Consider the following 16,494-nt stretch of genomic DNA (forward strand, 5'->3'; position numbering starts at 1 on the left):
GGTCAGGGGATCCGGCCTGGTTCGTCCACCACGCCTGCCGCCAGGTCGGCGCTGGCGTAGAACGTGCCCTTGCGGGCCAGCACCTCGCCGTGGAGGACCTCGTCCTCAAGGGTGTCCACGCGCCTGCCGAGGAAGCGGTAGGTCGCGGAGTCCAGCACCAGGTACGACCGCGAGACGATCCGGCCCTGCGCGTCCCGCGTCGATCCCCCGGGGACGGAGCCGGCGGGCTCGTAGGCGATGCCGATCCCCGCCCGGCCCGCCGCGTCCCGCACGCCGAAGTCCACCCGCACCCCGGGCAGCTCGGCCAGCGCGCGGAAGATGGCGGCCTCGACCTTCGGCGGCATGGGGACGCCCGCGTCGAGGTAGACCGACAGCACGCGGAACGCCCGCGCGTCCGGATGTTCGGGCTCCGCGCCCTTCGGCAGGGTCGACCAGTGCCGGTCGCCCCTGACGTGATCCAGCAGCGCGGCGGGGTCGGTGGGGAGGTCGGCGAGCTTGGCCGCGTACTGGCGGGGGGTCAGGTCGTCGTCGTCCGGTTCGGGGGTGATGTCCTGGAAGCCCAGGGCGCCACCGTTCTGGCGGACCGCCTGGCGGGTGCCGTCGTACCGGGTCCAGTACTCCTGGACCGTGCCCTGCTCCTCGCCGGGCTGCTTGACCAGTTCCTTCCGGTACAACCACTGGTCGGGGCGCGGCTCCTGGTGCTTGCGGCGTCCCTCGGCCACCAGGGCGGCTTGGCGCAGCACCGTCTCGGCGCGTACCGGCATGGTGGTCACGGCGTTCGGCGGGGGCGGGGCCGGGGTGCGGGAACCGTTCACCGCCACGAGCACGGCGGCGGCGACCGTCGCGGCGGCCAGCAACGACGGCACCGCCCAGAACCGGCGCCTCTTCCGGGCCGGGACCGGAGCCGGGGTTGACGCCGGGGCGAGGGCTCGGGCGCGCACGGCGCGCAGGCGGTCGGCGTCGGGTTCGGGGGCGTCCGCACGCAGCTCGCGCAGGAGCGTGAGGTCATCGTCCACGGCCGGGGTCCTCCTCGTCGGTGTCGTGGCTGGCTGAGGGCGCGGCGTCGCGGACGGCCGGTGGGGCGGCGTCGCGGACGGCTGAGGGCGCGGCGTCGCGGACGGCCGGTGGGGCGGCGTCCTCGGCCGGTGGGGCGGCGTCGCGGACGGCTGAGGGCGCGGCGTCGCGGACGGCCGGTGGGGCGGCGTCGCGGAGGGCAGACGGGTCGATGCCGCCCAGGGCCGCGCGGGTCTTCCTCCTGGCGCGGTGCAGGCGCGAACGCACGGTCCCGATCGGGACGCCGAGCGCGCGGGCGACCTCCTCGTAGCTGAGGTCCGCCCAGGCGATCATCAGCAGCACCTCGCGGTCCTGCTGCGACAGCGTCGCGAGCGCCCCCGCCAGCTCGCGGTGCGCCGCCCCGGCCGACACGCGGGCCGCCACCCTGTCGGCGTAGCTCTCGGCCACCGCGTCGAGGCCCGTCCTGGCCAGGGCCCGGTAGGCCCTGATCTCGGTACGGCGGTGCTTGCCGATCAGGTTGGCGGCGATGCCGTACAGCCAGGGACGGGCGTCGCGGTGGGCGGTGTCGTAGCGGGCGAGACGGCGGAAGGCGTCCAGGAACGTCTCGGCCACGATGTCGTCGGCCAGCGAATCGCCCAGGCGGCGGGTGACGTATCTGTGGAGCGCGGGGGCGTGCCGGTCGTACAACGCCGAGAAGGCGGCGGGGTCGTTGCGGGCACGTCTGATCACCTCCGCGTCGTCCACCTCGGTGTCCTGCGTCAAACTCTCGGCTCCGTTCTTCGGGCTGAACACCCCCTTTCACCCGACAGGACGGATCCGGTTCTCGCGTGAGCCCTCCAAGGGCTTCGCCAATGGGCGGCGCTTCGCGCGACATGGGCTCAGACTGCGTCCATGCGGGGCAGGCCCCCACACCCCCGCGGGGCCCTACCTGTCCCCGCACCCCTCGGACGAACCCGGCTGCGAAGCGGCAGACGCCTGCTCTCAGAGGTTGAACTCGCCCTGGCTGGCGCCGTGCAGGAACGCCTTCCACTCCGCGGGAGTGAAGATCAGCGCCGGGCCATGCGGTTTCTTGCTGTCACGGACGGCGATGATCCCGGGGAGGTTGGTCGCGACCTCGACACACTGTCCTGTGTCGGCGCTGGCGCTGGACTTGCGCCATTGCGCATCATCAAGGTTCAGCTGGCCCATTTGGCTATCGCACCCTCTATCGCCTGTCGAGTGACGTTCTTCGGCTGTGCGTGCGCTCTGATGTTGTCATACCTCCGTTTCAAACGCGCGACTGCGTCATGGTCGCCTGACACCTGTCCGGACAGCAGCGAGTCCGCCGAGACCACCTCGGAGCCGTCGCGCAAGCGCGCCAGCGCGAACGCGCTCACCATGCCGGCTGTGCAGCCAGCCGTGTGCGAGAGCATCTGAACAGTGATCTGAGCACGCTCGGTGAGCTCCAGCAGATGACGCAGTTACCCGACCAGGACACCGGCCCCGCCGAAGGGCCGATGGAGCACTCCTTCCTCGATGACTGCGAGAAGGGATGGCGGGTTGGCTGCCTGGAAGATGCCGATGCGCTGTATTCGCGCCTGGACCTGCTCTTCCACCTGCTCCGGTGGCCCTGTACCCGCGAAGACAGCGCGAGCGTAGTCCACCGTCTGGAGCATGCCGGGGATCACGAGCGGATCCCGCGAGTACATGATGACGGCCTGCGGTTCGATCTCCTCGACCCAGCGTGCGAACCAGCCCAGCGCGGGCGAGTGGGAGATGCGTTCGTGGAGGCCGGTGAAATGGCCGTCGGCGCCGAACGCCTTGTCCACCTCGCGAGCGAATTCCAGCGTGGGATCCCGTCGGCCTTTCTCGACATGACTGACGAGTGATTCGTGGCAGAGAATGCGTAGCGCAAGTGCGGATTGCGTCATTCCAGCCGCTTTTACGGCGGTCCGCGAGGTCGCGGGCGAAACGCGCTCTGGGTGACAGATGGTCGCCGACGTCGAGGGGCATGGCGTCTCCGCAGGTCAAGAGCAAAGGTAATTGCCTTTCGGCAGGCTACTGCGACCCCCTTCCGGCAATCCGATGAATGACAGGCGTCGCTGCTTGTCGGGCAGGTTTCGCGGGGTGTGGGCGCCGCACGATCGCGTGCTCGTGCTGGGTCCGGGCGACAACGTTTTCATCGCGCCACCAACGGTTCCGGGCCTCCGGTGCATTCAGGGTGAATGCATGACGCTGGGCCACGATGAGCGCGGACGGTTCGGCGTTTGGCTGGACGACGTCGATCCGCTGGTTCGGGACGACGCGCTCACGGTCGTCTCGGAACTGGCGCCCAACGCGGTCAGGCATGTGCTGCCCGGCCCCGGACGTGACCGGGTCACGGTGCTGCTCGGAGTCGTGGTCGGAGCCGGGTTCGTACGGCTCGAAGTGGTCGCCCCAGGGGACGGCAGAGCGAGAACCGCGCTCTGGCCCTCTGGACGCAGGGTCCTTGCGCGAGTCAGGAGCGGCCCGCACGGCCACCGTGTCGTATGGGCCGACCTGGAAAGGATCGCGCCTAGCGGACCACCCGGTACGTCAGATGGGTGACCAGGGCGGTGCCCGTGGGCGGGGCGGCGGGGGTGAGGGTGATGTCGCCGGCGTCGGCCAGGAGGCGTTCGCCGCGGCCGAGGATCACCGGCGCGACGTGCAGCCGGAGCTCGTCGATGAGGCCGGCGGCCAGGTACTGGTTGACGGTGGCGGCGCCGCCGGCGATGGCGATGTCACGGTCCCCCGCGGCCTCCTGCGCCATGGCGAAGGCGGCCTCGATGCCGTCCGTGACGAAGAAGAACGTCGTGCCGCCCTTCATGGGCAGCGGCTCGCGCGGGTGGTGGGTGAGGACGAACACCGGCGCGTGGTACGGCGGCTCCTCCCCCCACCAGCCGGTCCAGTTCGGGTCGAAGGCGCCGCGGCCGGGGTCGAACATGTTGCGGCCCATGATGAACGCCCCGGCCGCCGTGATGGCCTCGATGACCTCGGCGTGCTTCTCGGGCTCCTCGAACATCCACTCGTGCAGCCGGTCGCCCACGCCGTCGCCGAACGGCTGCTCCAGGCTCTGGTTCGGCCCCGCCACGTAGCCGTCGACGGACATCCCCATGTCGCACGTGACCTTGCTCATCCTGGTTCGTCTCCTGTTGTCCGTGGCGCCCGTCCGGCGCCTTCACCAGGGAGTCGGAGCCGACACCGGGCTCTCTACACGGTGAGCGGAAATTTCCTGGAACGGGGTGGGAGGAGTCGAATCGGAGGAGGTCGGGTAGGTTCGGCGGTTAGGAAAGTTTCCTAATTGAGGAGTTGCCCATGAGACTCGCCGTGATCGGGGGCGGTTCGACCTACACCCCCGAGCTCATCGACGGCTTCGCCAGGCTGCGCGACGAGCTGCCGCTCACCGAGATCGCCCTGATCGACCCGGACGCCACGCGGCTCGACCTGGTGGCGGGCGTGTCCCGCAGAATGTTGCGCAGGGCCGGGCACCCGGCGAAGGTGATCGCCACCGCCGACGTGGCCGAGGGCGTGGCGGGCGCGGACGCCGTGCTCTTCCAGCTCAGGGTGGGCGGCCAGGCCGCCCGGAACGTGGACGAGACGCTGCCGCTGGAGTGCGGCTGCGTCGGCCAGGAGACGACGGGCGCGGGCGGGCTCGCCAAGGCCCTGCGCACGGTCCCGGTCGTGCTGGAACTGGCCGAGCAGGTACGCGCCCACGCCCCCGGCGCCTGGATCGTCGACTTCACCAACCCGGTCGGCATCGTCACCAGGGCGCTGCTGGACGCCGGGCACCGCGCGATCGGCCTGTGCAACGTGGCCATCGGGTTCCAGCGCCGCTTCGCCCGGCACCTCGGCGTGCCGCCGGAGCGGGTCGCGCTCGGCCACGTCGGGCTCAACCACCTGACGTGGGAGCGGTCGGTCGTGGTGGACGGCGTGGACGTGCTGCCGCGGCTGCTCGCCGAGCACGGACAGGAACTGGCCGACGACATCGGCCTGCCGGTCGGGCTGCTGCGCAGGCTCCAGGTGGTCCCGTCCTACTACCTGCGCTACTTCTACGCCCACGACCTGGTGGTGGGCGAGCAGCGGGCCAAGCCGTCGCGCGCGGCCGAGGTCGCGGCGATGGAGCAGCAACTGCTGGAGCTGTACGCGGACCCGGCCGTGGACACCAAGCCGGACCTGCTGGACAAGCGCGGCGGCGCCTACTACTCCGAGGCCGCCGTCGCGCTGATCGCCTCGCTGCTCGGCGACCGGGGCGACGTCCAGGTGGTCAACGCCCGCAACGACGGGACGCTGCCGTTCCTGCGCGACGAGGCGGTCATCGAGGTCCCGGCCAGGGTCTCGGCGTCCGGGGCTGCGCCGCTGCCGGTCGATCCGGTGGAGCCGCTGTACGCGGGCCTGATCGCCAACGTCTCGGCGTACGAGGAGCTGGCGCTCGACGCGGCGCTGCACGGCGGCGCGGACCGGGTGCGCAACGCGCTGCTGGCCCATCCGCTGATCGGCCAGGAGGCCGTCGCCGACGAGCTGACCGGCCTGCTGCTGGCGGCGAACGAGCGGTACCTGCCATGGTGATCATCGCCGTGGACGCGGGCAACAGCAAGACGCACGTCGTCGTGCTCTCGGGCGACGGCACGATCCTGGCCCAGGGCGACGGCGGGCCGTTCGAGCCGCAGACGGTCGGCGTCCCGGCGGCCGTGGACGTCGTGGAGGAGGCCGTGCGGCGGGCGCTCGGACCGACGGCCGCTCCCCCGTACGCCGACCAGCTCTACGCCTACCTGGCCGGGGCCGACCTGCCGGTGGAGGAGGAGGCGCTCGCGGCCGAGTTCCGCGCCCGCGGGATGGCGGCCGACGTCGTCGTGGGCAACGACAGCTTCGCGCTGCTGCGTTCGGGGGCGTCCGGGCCCAGCGGCGTCGCGGTGGTGTGCGGCGCGGGCATCAACGCGGTCGGCGTCTCGCCCACGGGCGGGGTGGCCCGCTTCCCCGCGCTCGGCCGGATCAGCGGCGACTGGGGCGGTGGCGGCGGCCTGGCCGAGGAGGCGTTGTGGCACGCCATCCGGGCCGAGGACGGCCGGGGCGCCCCGACCGCGCTCGCCGGCCTGATCAAGGAGCACTTCGGCACGCGGACGGTCGAGGAGGTGGTGCTCGGGGTGCATTTCGGGCGGATCCAGCGGCATCACCTGACCGCGCTCGCGCCGAAGGTGTTCGAGGCCGCCGCGTCGGCTGACGCCATCGCGTTCGAGCTGGTCAGCCGGCTGGCCGACGAGATCGTGGTGATGGCCGAGGTGTGCCTGCGCCGCCTGGACCTGCTGGAGACGCCGACGGAGGTCGTGCTGGGCGGCGGCGTGCTGCACGCGCGCATCCCGCTGCTGGTCGCGATGCTGGAGGAGCGGTTCGCCGTAAGGGCCCCGCTGGCCAAGCAGGTGATCCCGGACCAGCCGCCGATCGTCGGGGCCGCGCTGAACGGCCTGGACCGCATCGGGGCCTCCGAGGAGGCCAAGGCCCGTCTCCGAGCGCAGTTTCAGAAGGTCCGGGCAGCGCTCTGAGAGTCCGAGCGCCGTTCTAGAGAGGTATTGACGCACGTAGGGCGGTAAGTCTAGAGTCAGCCGCCAACCGTCTGGAAGGTATCCGGACGGTTGGCGGTCAAGGAGGCCACCCATGTCCACCACCCCCAGCCGACGTGAGGTTCTTCGACGTATCGGACTCACCGCCCTGACGGCGGGCCCTGGCGCGGGGCTGCTCGCCGCGTGCGCCACCGGACGCTCCGCCGCTCCGGCCGCCTCCACCTCGGCCGCGCCCACCTCGGCCGCCAACCCCCTCGGCGTGGACGCCGCCAGGCAGCTGGAAGTCGTGATCTTCAGCGGCGGCAACGGCGACGGCTACGCGACCGGCCTGCACGAGGCCCTCTACAGCAAGGCGTACAAGACCGCCAAGATCAAGCATGTGCCCACCCAGAAGGTCGGCACGCAACTGCGCCCCCGCTTCATCAGCGGCGACGCGCCCGACGTGGTCAACAATTCCGGCCCCGACGCCCTCGACCTGCAGTCGCTCGTCGCCGAAGGGCACCTCGCCGACCTGACGCCGCTGTTCGAGGCCCCCTCCCTGGCGGACCCGGCCAAGAAGGTGCGCGACACCCTGGTCGGCGGCGTCTACGAGAACTCGCTGATCGACGGCGTGCCCCGGGTGCTGCAGTACACGGTCGCCCACCGCGCCCTGTGGTACAACGCCAAGCTGTTCGACCAGCGCGGCTGGCAGGCGCCGAAGACGTGGGCGGAGTTCAACGCCCTCGGCGAGGAGGCCAAGAAGGCGGGCATCGCGCTGTTCGCCTACCCGGGCCAGGTCGGCCCCTTCTACCAGCTCTGGAACCTGGTCTACAGCGCCGCCAAGGTCGGCGGCAACAAGGTGATCGTCGACATCGACAACCTCGCCGACGGCGCCTGGCAGGCCGAGCCCGTACGGCAGGCCGTCGCGGCGTGGGCGCAGGTGCAGCGCGACTTCGGCGACAAGGCGTACTTCGGGCTCGACCACACCCAGACGCAGGTCAAGCACCTGCAGGACAAGGTGCTGTTCTACCCCTGCGGCTCCTGGCTGGAGAACGAGATGGCCAAGGACCGCCCGGCCTCCTTCGAGTACGCGATCGCCCCGGTGCCCAGCATCACCGCGGCCGACGCGATGCCGTACGAGGCGATCATGATCGGGGTGAGCGAGGCGTTCTTCGTAGCGGCCAAGGGCAGGAACCCGCAGGGCGGGCTGGAGTACCTGCGCCTGATGCTGTCGCGGGAGGGCGCGCGCGGCTACACCGAGCTGACCAGGAACCTCACCGTCGTCAACGGCGTCGTGGACGGCCTCGACCTGACCTCGGCCGTGCGCAGCGCGGCCAGGGCCCAGGAGGCGGCCGGGACGAACATCATCACCGACGCCCGCTTCGAGGGCTGGTACAAGGAGCTGTTCGACCACGGGCAGGTCCAGACCAACTCGGTGATGTCCGGACGCATCACCCCCGAGCAGTTCTGCGCGAACATGCAGAAGAAGGCCGACGAGCTCAAGGCCGACTCCGCGATCGCCAAGCAGACCAGGAGCGTCTGAGCGATGAGGCGGCACGGCTTCGTCGCGGGCTTCCTCGCCCTGCCCGTGGTCCTCTACGCGGTCTTCGTGATCAGCCCGTACGTCCAGGCGTTCCAGATCGCGCTGACCGACTGGCGCGGGGTGTCGGCGAACCTGAACTTCGTCGGCCTGGACAACTTCCGGCGGATGCTCGGCAACGACACGTTCTGGCAGGCGGTCCGCAACCACGCGGTCCTGCTGGTCACGCTGCCGCTGGTGACCGTCGCGCTCGCGCTGGTCTTCGCGTACCTGCTCGGCGACTCGGCGGGCACGCCGGGGGCCCGGGTCTACCGGGTGATCTTCTTCCTGCCGCAGGTGCTGGCGGTCGCGGTGGTCGGGGTGCTGTTCAAGGCCGTCTACCGGCCGGACGCGAGCGGCGTGCTGAACGGCGCGCTGGCGAAGCTGGGCGTCGAGCCGGTCGGCTGGCTGACCGACCAGAACCTGGCGCTGTGGTCGATCATCGCGGTGATGGTGTGGCAGGCGGTCGGCTTCTACGTCGTGCTGTTCTCGGCCGGGATGGCGGCCATCCCGAAGGACGTGTTCGAGGCGGCCGCCCTCGACGGCGCCGGGCGGCTGCGCACGTTCTTCTCCATCACGCTGCCCCTGGTGTGGGACACCGTCCAGGTGGCCTGGGTCTATCTGGGGATCGCCGCGTTCGACGGGTTCGCGCTGGTCAACGTCCTGTCGGTGGAGCAGGGCGGGCCGGACGGCGCGACCACCGTGCTGGCCACGGAGATCTACAAGAACGCCTTCTCCTACTCCCGGTTCGGCTACGCCTCGGCCATGGGCGTGGCGCTGTTCTTCCTGACCCTCACCTTCGCCGCGCTGACGTTGCGCGTGACCCGCCGCCAGAAGGTCGTCTACTGAAATGTTCCGAAAAATCAGCATCCAGGCTGTTCTTGGCCTCTGGGCGCTGCTCATCGTCGCCCCGCTGCTGTGGACCCTGCTGGCCTCCTTCAAGAGCAACGCCGAGATCTTCGGCGACGCCCTGCAACTGCCCGGCGAGCTGCGCTGGGACAACTGGGCGCGGGCCTGGGAGCGGGCCAGCATCGGCCGCTACCTGCTCAACACGGTCATCGTGGTCTTCTTCGGCGTGGCCGGGACGATGCTGCTCAGCTCGATGGCCGCGTACGTGCTGGCCCGCTACCGCTTCCCGGGCAACCGGCTGGTCTACTTCCTGTTCGTCTCCGGCATGGCCTTCCCGGTCTTCCTGGCGCTCGTGCCGCTGTTCTTCGTGGTGGACGGGCTCGGGCTGCTCAACAGCCACGTCGGCCTGGTCCTGGTCTACATCGCCTACTCGCTGCCGTTCACGGTGTTCTTCCTGACGTCCTTCTTCAGGGCGCTGCCGGACGCGGTGGCCGAGGCGGCGATGATCGACGGAGCCTCGCACACCCGCACGTTCTTCCAGGTCATGCTGCCCATGGCCCGCCCGGCGCTGGTCAGCCTGACCATCTTCAACGTGCTCGGCCAGTGGAACCAGTACCTCATCCCGCTGGTCCTGCTGCCCGGCGACAAGAGCCTGTGGGTCATCACCCAGGGCGTGGCCGACATCTCCACCATCGCCGGGTACGAGGCCGACTGGCCCGGACTGTTCGCCGCGCTCAGCATGACGGTGCTTCCGGTCGTGCTGATCTATATCGTCTTCCAGCGACATATCCAGTCCGGGCTGACCTCAGGAGCGCTGAAGTAGGAATGTCTTCAGGAAACCCCACCGTCTTCCGCACGCTCAACGAGCGCGCCGCGCTCACCCTGCTCCTTGAGCACGGCGGCCTCACCCGCGCCGAGCTGGAACTGCACACGGGCCTGTCCAAGGCGTCGGCCGCCGAGGTGCTGCGCAGGCTGGAGAACAGCGGGCTGGCCAGGAAGGCCGGCCTCAAGCCGGGCAACGCCGGGCCGGCCGCGCAGATGTGGCAGCTCGACGGCTCCGCCGCGCGCGTCGCGGGGGTCGATCTCACCACGAGCTCGATGGAGGTGTCGGTCGCCGACCTGACCGGCCGGGTGCTCGGCACCCATCGCACCGAGGCGACCGGCGACGCCCGGCGGCTGCTGGCCGAGACGGTCCGCGCGGCCGGCTTCGAGCTGGACGAGCTCGACCAGGTCGTGGTGGGCGTGCCGGGCGTGGTGGAGGCCGACGGGCGGCGGCTGCGGCAGGCCGTGCAGCTGGCGGGCTGGTCCGGCCTGGACGACCTGCCGGCCAACGTGCGCCTGGAGAACGACGTCAACCTGGTCGCCATCCGCGAGCTCCAGGAGCACGACGACAGCAGTTTCGTGCTGTTCTGGGTGGGCGGCGGGGTCGGCGCGGGGGTCGTGCTCGACGGCGCGCTCTGGCGGGGCGTCACCGGGCGCGGCGGCGAGGTCGGCTCGGTCATCGTGCCCGACCCGGTCACCACCGGCCGCCGCTACGGGCCGGACGGCGGTCCGCTCGGCGCGCTGCTCGGCGCCGAGCCGCTGGCCGCGCTGGCGCAGGCGCACGGCCTGTCCGGCGACCCCGCGCTCACCGCCGTGAGCCGGACGCTGGCCGAGGCCCCGCAGGGCTTCCTCGACGACGCCGCCGCGCGGGTGGCGCTCGGCGTGACGGCCGCGATCGGGGTGCTGGACCCGGGCCTGGTCGTGCTGGCCGGGCCCCTGTGCGTCGCGGGAGGCGAGCCGCTCAGGGCGCGGGTCGCCGACCGTCTGGCCTCGACGCCGCTGGTGCCGGCGACCGTCGCCCTCAGCGCCGTCCGCGGCAACGCCGTGCTCGGCGGCGCTCTCTGCTACGCCCTGGACCTGACCCGCGATCGGGTCTTCCAAGCCGGTACGGCCGGTCGTACCGGTGAAGCCAACCCCTAAGGACGCACATGTTGAGAACCCTCGTGATCGCCGCTCATCCCGACGAGCCCGAGATCTACGCGGGCGGCACGGCCGCGCTGCTGGCCCGGTCCGGCCACGCGGTGAAGTTTCTGACGCTCACCAACGGCGACGCCGGGCACCACGAGCTGGAGCGCGGCCCGCTGGCGCGCCGCCGCGCCGAGGAGGCGTGGCGCGCGGCCGACGCGCTGGGCGTGGTGGACTACGAGATCTTCGACGTGCACGACGGCATGCTGGAACCCACCGTCGAGCTGCGGTTGCGGGTGCTGGCGCAGATCCGCGCCTGGCGGCCCGACCTGGTGATCGCCCTGCACGCCGACGGCGGCGGCCACCCCGACAACCGGGCCGCCGGGCAACTGGCCGCGCACGCGGTCGAGTTCGCGATGACGCGCAACCTGGAGGTGGGCAAGCCGGCCCTGAAGCGCATGCCGGTGTGCCTGCTGATGACGGACTACGCCTCCGCCCCCGTGCACCGGCCCGACGTGGTGGTGGACGTGTCCTCGGCGCTGACGGCCAAGCTCGACGCGTGCCTGGCCCACGCCTCCCAGTTCCTGGAGTTCGCGCCGTGGCAGCGGGGCTTCCTGGACCAGGCTCCCCCGCCCGGTGACGTGGCCGCCGGACGGGCGTTCGTGCTCGAACACTGGGCGGAGTTCCTGAAGGAGGAGACCTTCCAGTTCGCCGGTTACGGCAGGAAGGCCGACCGGGAGGAGATCGGCCGCCTGCTCGCCGGGGCCGCCGTCCCGGCCGCGTAGCCGCCCGGCGTCAGCCGGTGTAGTTCTTGCCGGGGGGCCTGCCGGGGATCGGCTTGGCTATGGCGGCGACGGGGATGAAGAAGCAGATCTGGCTGATCGCCAGGACGAGCGTCCACAGGGCCTTGTCGTCGTAGTGGGCGGCCGCCCTGGCGTACAGCTCGTCGGGGACGCGTTCCCCTGCCGGGTTCGCGGCGAGGACGGCCTCCACCAGCTCCAGCGCCACCCGTTCGGCGCCGGAGAAGTAGGGGGCGTCCCGCCACGACGCCACGGCGGCCAGGCGCTCGTCCGGCTCCCCCGCCCGGCGCAGCAGGTCGGCCTGCCGGACCGTGTGGTACGTGCTGCCGGCGATCTGCCCGGCGCGCAGCTGCACCAGGCCGACGGTGCTCCCCGGGAGCGCGCCGTTGCGGGTGGCCCTGGTCATGGCCATGGCGATCTCCCCCAGCTCGGGGAAGAACCTGGAGGGATCGGGCAGACGCGACTGGAGGTTCTCCTGCTCGGTCGTCGTGGACATCGGCTCCCCTTCTTCTGCGGTCGGGTCTCGGCGGTCCGACGACGCAGCGTCCGGGAATGTGAGGGTCAGGCCGCCGTCCAGGGGTGGAGTTTGTCGGGGTTGCGCACCGCCCACAGCCGGTTGATCCGGCCCTGCGCCACGTCGAACGCCACGACCATCACGGTGACGCCGTCGCGCTGGGCCACCAGGCCGGGGCGGCCGTTGACGGTGCGCTCCAGCAGCGTCATGGCCGGCGCCCTGGTGGCGATCTCGACGGCGTAGCGGGCCACCCGTGCGGCGCCCTCGATCGGCCGCGGCACGGCGCTGACCACGCCGCCGCCGTCGGCGACGCCGACCACGCCGGGGTCGAGCAGGGCGATGAGGGCGTCGATGTCCTTGGCCTCCCACGCCTGCTTGAACTCGCGGACGATGCCGGCCTGCCGGGCCGCCGGCGTCGCCGAGGTCCGCGCGGCGTCGATGCGGTGCCGGGCGGAGGAGGCCAGCTTGCGGCAGGCGGCCGGGGTGCGGCCGACGATCTCGGCCACCTCGGCGAAGGGGTAGCGGAAGACGTCGTGCAGGACGAACGCCACCCGCTCGGCCGGCGTCATCGACTCCAGCACGACGAGGAAGGCCATGTTGACCGACTCGTCCAGGGTCACCCGGTCGGCCGGGTCGTCGCCGGCCCATTCCGTACGGTCGGGCAGCGGCTCGGGGATCCACTCGCCCACGTAGCGCTCGCGGCGGGCGCGGGCCGAGCCGAGCACGTCCAGGCAGATGCGGCCGGCGACCCTGGTCAGCCACGCGCCCGGCGACTCGATGGCCTCCCGCTGGCCGGGGGACATGGCGTACCAGCGGGTGTAGGTCTCCTGGACGACGTCCTCGGCGTCGGCCAGCGAGCCGAGGAGGCGGTAGGCGAGGTTGACGAGCTGCCGGCGCTCGCTCATGATCGCGTCCAGGCCGGGGTCGGGTGCGGTGGTCATGATGTGGACGACTCCCTTAGTCGCTTTTGCCCTAGTGTGTCCGACGAGACGGCGCCCCCGGATGTGAGGTCACCGCGCCACCTCACATTTCCGGCGGTCACGTCGTCGGACTTCTCGAAGGCAAGCCCCGCAAGCGGACCGCCGTCCCGGCGGTCGAGGAGTACCCCATGTTGCTACGTGTCGCGATCATCCTGCAGACCCTGGCTCTGTTCGCCGCGCCGGTCACCGCCGGGCTGCTGTTGTCGGTGCCCAACGGGCAGCCGATGCACAGCGCCGCCGCGTACACGGTGTTCGTCGTGGCGGTGCTGCACCTGGTGGCCGCGATCCTGGCGTGGCGGCCGGGCGGCGGCCCGCCGAAGCCGATCATGCACGCGGCCGGGTTCCTGGTGCTGGTCAGCGCCCAGGTCGCGCTGGGCATCGCGCAGGTGACGGCCCTGCACGTGCCGCTGGGCGTGCTGCTGTTCGCCGGCAGCGTGCTTCAGCTCAGCCGGGCCTGGACGGCGCGGTCCAGCGACCGGGACAGCCGCACGCTCTCCTCCGTGTAGCCGAGAGCGGCGTAGAACCGGCGGGCGGTGACGTTGGCGGCGCCCGTCTCCAGGGTGAGGTGGCGCAGCCCCTGCTCGCGGGCCCAGTCCTCGGCCGCCGCCATGAGCCGGCGGCCCAGCCCCGCGCGGACGGCGTCCGGGGCGACGGCCAGCTCGCCGACGTAGGCGTCCTCGTCGCCGGTGAAGTGCCGCTGCCGGTCCACCGAGACGACGCCGACGACCCGGGAGCCGCGCACGGCGACGAAGACCGCTCCCCGTCGTTCCTCCGCCGCGGCGACGGACCCGGCGAGCCACCGCTCCGCCGCCCGTACGGCCGCGCCGGGGTCCCGCCAGGCCGCGACCCCCTCCGCCAGCCGCGGAGCCAGCGCCAGCACCCCCGGCCGGTCCTCCTCGCGGAAGGGCCGGATGCGGACGTGCGCCTGAGCCATGTCCTCCATGCCGAGCAGCATGACAGGCCGGACCGGCGGGAAAAAAGGGCTCACCGCGCCGCCCGTCGCCTCAGCGCGGGTCGCCGGTGAGGATCCAGAGGTGGCCGAACGGGTCGCGGACGCGGCCGGAGCGCAGGCCGTAGGGCCGGTTCTCGATCGGCACGACCGTCCGCGCGCCCTGGGCGGTCATGCGCTCGCCGACGGCGTCCGGGTCGCCGACGACGATCTCCAGGAGCACCGGGGAGCCGCCCAGGTCGTCCGGCGAGAGCCAGCCCCAGTCGGCGACGGCGGGCGAGACCCGGAACGCGGCGCCGCCGAGGCGGTGCTCGATGACGGTGGGCCGCCCGTCGTCGCCCGGTGCGGCGCGGAACACCTCCTCGGCATCCAGGGTGTCCCGGTAGAAGGCGGAGGCCCGGTCGGGGTCGGGCACGATGAGGCGGGGAACGAAGTGCAGGTCCATGCGGCCATCGTGGCGGCGCGCGGCGACCGGGGTCTTGAACATATGGGCACGGACCACGACGGACGCCGGGCTCGGGCATCAGTGGGGGGCCGGGCGGGCGGGCCTGGGCGTCAGTGCGGGGCCGGGGAAGGCCGGGCGGGCGGGCCTTCGGCGCGTAGCCATTCGGTGGGCGTGCAACCGGCCATGGCGCGCCACTCCCTGGTCAGGTGCGCCTGGTCGGCGAAGCCCGAGGCGGCGGCCACCTCGGCGAGCGCCGTCCGTCCGGAGCGCGCGGCGGCCACGAGCCGGCGCCGGGCGGCCTCGAAGCGGACGAGCCGCTGGTACTCCTTCGGCGTCACCCCGAACTCGTCGCGCACCGCCCCGCTCAGGTGGCGCCGCGAGCACCCGAGGAGCCGGGCGGCCTCCTCGACCCGGGCCGTCCCGGACAGGGCCGCGAGCGTGGCCCGCGAGGTGCGCCGGGCGGCGCGGTCGCCGTGGCGGGCCAGCCCCGCGAGCAGGCGGTGTTCGACCAGGGCGCGGCGCTGGGCCCAGGACCGGCAGCCCGCCAGCCGCTCCGGCAGGTCGGCCAGCGCCGGGACGACGTCGGCGAGGTCGGCCACCTCCCCGGCCAGCGCCGCGGCGGGGACCCCGAGCAGGGCGGCGGCCCCCGGCGGGGTGAGCGTCAGCCACACCCCGCGCGTGCCTCCCCGCTGCCGCAGCTCGGCCGCGTCGAGGTGCAGCCCGGCCACGGCGGCCCGCAGCCGCCGCCCCGGCCCCGGCCGGCCCAGCCAGGCGATGTCGACCGGGCCGTCCTCGGGGATCGTGACCGACAGCGTGGACGACGGCAGCCCGCGATGCACCCCGCCCGAACCGGGCCCGAGGTCGTAGGCGGCCAGCGTCGTCACGTACGGCGACAGCGCGGCGGGCATTCCATCGGCGCTCACCCCGCCACGGTACGTCCCGCCGGCCGCGCGCCGGTCCCCAGGGCCGGCGCGCGGGTGACGGGCGGGCCGGTCGGGGTAGCGGCCAGGGCATGCACACACTCGTCAAGGGACTGATCGCGGGAGCGGCGGGCACCACGGCGCTCAACACCGTCTCCTACCTGGACATGCTCGTCCGGGCACGGGCCGCGAGCAGCACGCCGCGGCAGGCCGTGGCGAAGCTGTCCGACCTGGCGCACGCCGACCTCGGCGACGGCGACAGGGCCGCCAACCGCACGGAGGCGCTGGGCTCGCTCATGGGGTACGCGACCGGCGTCGCCTCGGCCATCGCCTACGGCTTCCTGTCGGGACGGCGCAGGTCGTGGCCGGTCGGGGTGCTGGCGCTCACCGCCCTGGCCATGTCCGGCTCGAACGTGCCGCTGACGTTGCTCGACGTCACCCATCCGAGCGAGTGGCCGGCGGGCGCGTGGGTGTCCGACGTCGTCCCGCACCTGGCGTACGGGATCACGGCGTACGCGGCGTACGAGCTGATGCGCTGACCTGGGCGCATCCGGCGGATTCTGTCGGTGGCGCCGGGCATGATCGAGCCGTCCGACCGCGTCCGCACGGAAATGGAGATCAGGTTGTCCCCCACGCATCCGCAGGTGATCGGCCACGCCTTCCTCAAGGCCCTCTACGACGACGGCTACTACCCCGACCACGTCGTCGACAAGGGCAGGGCCGTCCTGCTGCGCCTGTGCGAACGCGTCGAGACCGAGCGGCCCGGCGACCTGGCCTCCCTCTACGCGCTGACGCACGCCGCCACGGAGGAGTTCAACGCGCTCGACGAGGAGTTCCACGAGGCCGGCAGCGAGATCGAGACCGTCGCGCGCGAGGCGATCGCCGAGGAGTTCTGGTTCGTGGCCACCACCTACGGCTTCCCGGAGGCCGACGTCGAGGAGCTGATCGCCACCCGCGAGTGGTGAG

The 16,494-nt window shown here is 72.4% G+C and carries 19 protein-coding genes and 1 pseudogene; 10 read left to right on the plus strand and 10 right to left on the minus strand.

All coding sequences use genetic code 11. From position 1 onward, the window contains the following. Positions 1-2 precede the first annotated feature (2 nt). From ACIBST_RS09280 to ACIBST_RS09300, 5 genes and pseudogenes are all read right to left on the minus strand, one after another. Entirely contained in the window at positions 3-1,016 is a 1,014-nt protein-coding gene (locus ACIBST_RS09280) for a CU044_5270 family protein (RefSeq protein ID WP_397170421.1), read from the minus strand. Further along, the gene (locus tag ACIBST_RS09285; protein ID WP_397170422.1) at positions 1,006-1,776 is read right to left on the minus strand and encodes an RNA polymerase sigma factor; all 771 of its coding nucleotides are present in this window, start codon (positions 1,774-1,776) and stop codon (positions 1,006-1,008) included. Before ACIBST_RS09285 ends, ACIBST_RS09280 begins: the two co-directional genes overlap by 11 nt. 219 nt (positions 1,777-1,995) lie before the next feature. Next, positions 1,996-2,202, minus strand: a complete 207-nt coding sequence (locus ACIBST_RS09290; RefSeq protein ID WP_397170424.1) for a DUF397 domain-containing protein — start codon at positions 2,200-2,202, stop codon at positions 1,996-1,998. Then, a pseudogene (locus ACIBST_RS09295) lies at positions 2,190-2,984 on the minus strand (Scr1 family TA system antitoxin-like transcriptional regulator). Before ACIBST_RS09295 ends, ACIBST_RS09290 begins: the two are co-directional and overlap by 13 nt. Before the next feature lie 563 nt (positions 2,985-3,547). Next, complete coding sequence (locus ACIBST_RS09300) at positions 3,548-4,147, minus strand: dihydrofolate reductase family protein (protein WP_397170425.1); 600 nt, start codon at positions 4,145-4,147, stop codon at positions 3,548-3,550. A gap of 179 nt (positions 4,148-4,326) precedes the next feature. On the opposite strand from ACIBST_RS09300, the gene ACIBST_RS09305 reads away from it, so the two are divergent. The 7 genes from ACIBST_RS09305 to ACIBST_RS09335 all read left to right on the plus strand — a co-directional run bounded on the left by ACIBST_RS09305 (position 4,327) and on the right by ACIBST_RS09335 (position 11,705). Then, entirely contained in the window at positions 4,327-5,577 is a 1,251-nt protein-coding gene (locus ACIBST_RS09305) for a 6-phospho-beta-glucosidase (protein WP_397170427.1), read from the plus strand. Beyond that, complete coding sequence (locus tag ACIBST_RS09310) at positions 5,571-6,548, plus strand: N-acetylglucosamine kinase (protein ID WP_397170429.1); 978 nt, start codon at positions 5,571-5,573, stop codon at positions 6,546-6,548. Before ACIBST_RS09305 ends, ACIBST_RS09310 begins: the two co-directional genes overlap by 7 nt. A 112-nt stretch (positions 6,549-6,660) precedes the next feature. Beyond that, positions 6,661-8,088 (plus strand): N-acetylglucosamine/diacetylchitobiose ABC transporter substrate-binding protein, encoded by a 1,428-nt coding sequence (gene ngcE / locus ACIBST_RS09315; RefSeq protein WP_397170431.1) that lies wholly within the window; start codon positions 6,661-6,663, stop codon positions 8,086-8,088. A 3-nt stretch (positions 8,089-8,091) separates the two neighbouring features. After that, a complete protein-coding gene (locus ACIBST_RS09320; RefSeq protein WP_397170433.1) occupies positions 8,092-8,973 on the plus strand; it encodes a carbohydrate ABC transporter permease in 882 nt (293 codons plus the stop codon). A 1-nt stretch (position 8,974) separates the two neighbouring features. Beyond that, positions 8,975-9,796 (plus strand): carbohydrate ABC transporter permease, encoded by an 822-nt coding sequence (locus ACIBST_RS09325; RefSeq protein ID WP_397170435.1) that lies wholly within the window; start codon positions 8,975-8,977, stop codon positions 9,794-9,796. 2 nt (positions 9,797-9,798) lie between these two features. Next, positions 9,799-10,935: an ROK family protein gene (locus ACIBST_RS09330; protein ID WP_397170437.1), complete on the plus strand. Its 1,137-nt coding sequence runs from the start codon at positions 9,799-9,801 to the stop codon at positions 10,933-10,935. An 8-nt stretch (positions 10,936-10,943) separates the two neighbouring features. Further along, positions 10,944-11,705: a PIG-L deacetylase family protein gene (locus ACIBST_RS09335; RefSeq protein WP_397170439.1), complete on the plus strand. Its 762-nt coding sequence runs from the start codon at positions 10,944-10,946 to the stop codon at positions 11,703-11,705. Positions 11,706-11,715: 10 nt separating this feature from the next. Here the strand turns inward: ACIBST_RS09335 and ACIBST_RS09340 are convergent, their stop codons facing one another. Beyond that, complete coding sequence (locus tag ACIBST_RS09340; protein ID WP_397170441.1) at positions 11,716-12,216, minus strand: carboxymuconolactone decarboxylase family protein; 501 nt, start codon at positions 12,214-12,216, stop codon at positions 11,716-11,718. A 65-nt stretch (positions 12,217-12,281) separates the two neighbouring features. Further along, the gene (gene sigJ, locus ACIBST_RS09345) at positions 12,282-13,175 is read right to left on the minus strand and encodes an RNA polymerase sigma factor SigJ (protein ID WP_397170442.1); all 894 of its coding nucleotides are present in this window, start codon (positions 13,173-13,175) and stop codon (positions 12,282-12,284) included. 167 nt (positions 13,176-13,342) lie between these two features. Here sigJ and ACIBST_RS09350 point away from each other — a divergent pair, with 167 nt between their 5' ends. Further along, the gene (locus ACIBST_RS09350) at positions 13,343-13,720 is read left to right on the plus strand and encodes a hypothetical protein (protein ID WP_397170443.1); all 378 of its coding nucleotides are present in this window, start codon (positions 13,343-13,345) and stop codon (positions 13,718-13,720) included. Here ACIBST_RS09350 and ACIBST_RS09355 read toward each other — a convergent pair. From ACIBST_RS09355 to ACIBST_RS09365, 3 genes are all read right to left on the minus strand, one after another. Beyond that, positions 13,654-14,157 (minus strand): GNAT family N-acetyltransferase, encoded by a 504-nt coding sequence (locus tag ACIBST_RS09355; RefSeq protein WP_397170445.1) that lies wholly within the window; start codon positions 14,155-14,157, stop codon positions 13,654-13,656. The genes ACIBST_RS09350 and ACIBST_RS09355 overlap by 67 nt on opposite strands. A 61-nt stretch (positions 14,158-14,218) precedes the next feature. Continuing rightward, complete coding sequence (locus ACIBST_RS09360) at positions 14,219-14,608, minus strand: VOC family protein (protein WP_397170447.1); 390 nt, start codon at positions 14,606-14,608, stop codon at positions 14,219-14,221. Between the two features lie 110 nt (positions 14,609-14,718). Further along, on the minus strand, positions 14,719-15,531 hold the full coding sequence (locus tag ACIBST_RS09365) for a helix-turn-helix domain-containing protein (protein WP_397170448.1): 813 nt from the start codon (positions 15,529-15,531) through the stop codon (positions 14,719-14,721). 89 nt (positions 15,532-15,620) lie between these two features. Here ACIBST_RS09365 and ACIBST_RS09370 point away from each other — a divergent pair, with 89 nt between their 5' ends. Next, positions 15,621-16,067, plus strand: a complete 447-nt coding sequence (locus ACIBST_RS09370; RefSeq protein WP_397170449.1) for a hypothetical protein — start codon at positions 15,621-15,623, stop codon at positions 16,065-16,067. A 39-nt stretch (positions 16,068-16,106) separates the two neighbouring features. Further along, the gene (locus ACIBST_RS09375) at positions 16,107-16,493 is read left to right on the plus strand and encodes a DUF5713 family protein (RefSeq protein ID WP_397170450.1); all 387 of its coding nucleotides are present in this window, start codon (positions 16,107-16,109) and stop codon (positions 16,491-16,493) included. Position 16,494 lies beyond the last annotated feature (1 nt).

Origin of the sequence: Nonomuraea sp. NPDC049684, from assembly GCF_044465345.1 — a bacterium.
In the GTDB taxonomy this organism is placed as follows: Bacteria; Actinomycetota; Actinomycetes; order Streptosporangiales; family Streptosporangiaceae; genus Nonomuraea.

Bases quoted from the DNA above. Each gene is read 5' to 3' on its own strand.
- ACIBST_RS09290 (WP_397170424.1), bottom strand. From the start codon at position 2,202: ATGGGCCAGCTGAACCTTGATGATGCGCAATGGCGCAAGTCCAGCGCC.
- sigJ (WP_397170442.1), bottom strand. From the start codon at position 13,175: ATGACCACCGCACCCGACCCCGGCCTGGACGCGATCATGAGCGAGCGC.
- ACIBST_RS09335 (WP_397170439.1), top strand. From the start codon at position 10,944: ATGTTGAGAACCCTCGTGATCGCCGCTCATCCCGACGAGCCCGAGATC.
- ACIBST_RS09320 (WP_397170433.1), top strand. From the start codon at position 8,092: ATGAGGCGGCACGGCTTCGTCGCGGGCTTCCTCGCCCTGCCCGTGGTC.
- ngcE (WP_397170431.1), top strand. From the start codon at position 6,661: ATGTCCACCACCCCCAGCCGACGTGAGGTTCTTCGACGTATCGGACTC.
- ACIBST_RS09350 (WP_397170443.1), top strand. From the start codon at position 13,343: ATGTTGCTACGTGTCGCGATCATCCTGCAGACCCTGGCTCTGTTCGCC.
- ACIBST_RS09300 (WP_397170425.1), bottom strand. From the start codon at position 4,147: ATGAGCAAGGTCACGTGCGACATGGGGATGTCCGTCGACGGCTACGTG.
- ACIBST_RS09330 (WP_397170437.1), top strand. From the start codon at position 9,799: ATGTCTTCAGGAAACCCCACCGTCTTCCGCACGCTCAACGAGCGCGCC.
- ACIBST_RS09355 (WP_397170445.1), bottom strand. From the start codon at position 14,157: ATGGAGGACATGGCTCAGGCGCACGTCCGCATCCGGCCCTTCCGCGAG.
- ACIBST_RS09360 (WP_397170447.1), bottom strand. From the start codon at position 14,608: ATGGACCTGCACTTCGTTCCCCGCCTCATCGTGCCCGACCCCGACCGG.
- ACIBST_RS09305 (WP_397170427.1), top strand. From the start codon at position 4,327: ATGAGACTCGCCGTGATCGGGGGCGGTTCGACCTACACCCCCGAGCTC.
- ACIBST_RS09375 (WP_397170450.1), top strand. From the start codon at position 16,107: ATGATCGAGCCGTCCGACCGCGTCCGCACGGAAATGGAGATCAGGTTG.
- ACIBST_RS09310 (WP_397170429.1), top strand. From the start codon at position 5,571: ATGGTGATCATCGCCGTGGACGCGGGCAACAGCAAGACGCACGTCGTC.
- ACIBST_RS09325 (WP_397170435.1), top strand. From the start codon at position 8,975: ATGTTCCGAAAAATCAGCATCCAGGCTGTTCTTGGCCTCTGGGCGCTG.
- ACIBST_RS09370 (WP_397170449.1), top strand. From the start codon at position 15,621: ATGCACACACTCGTCAAGGGACTGATCGCGGGAGCGGCGGGCACCACG.
- ACIBST_RS09340 (WP_397170441.1), bottom strand. From the start codon at position 12,216: ATGTCCACGACGACCGAGCAGGAGAACCTCCAGTCGCGTCTGCCCGAT.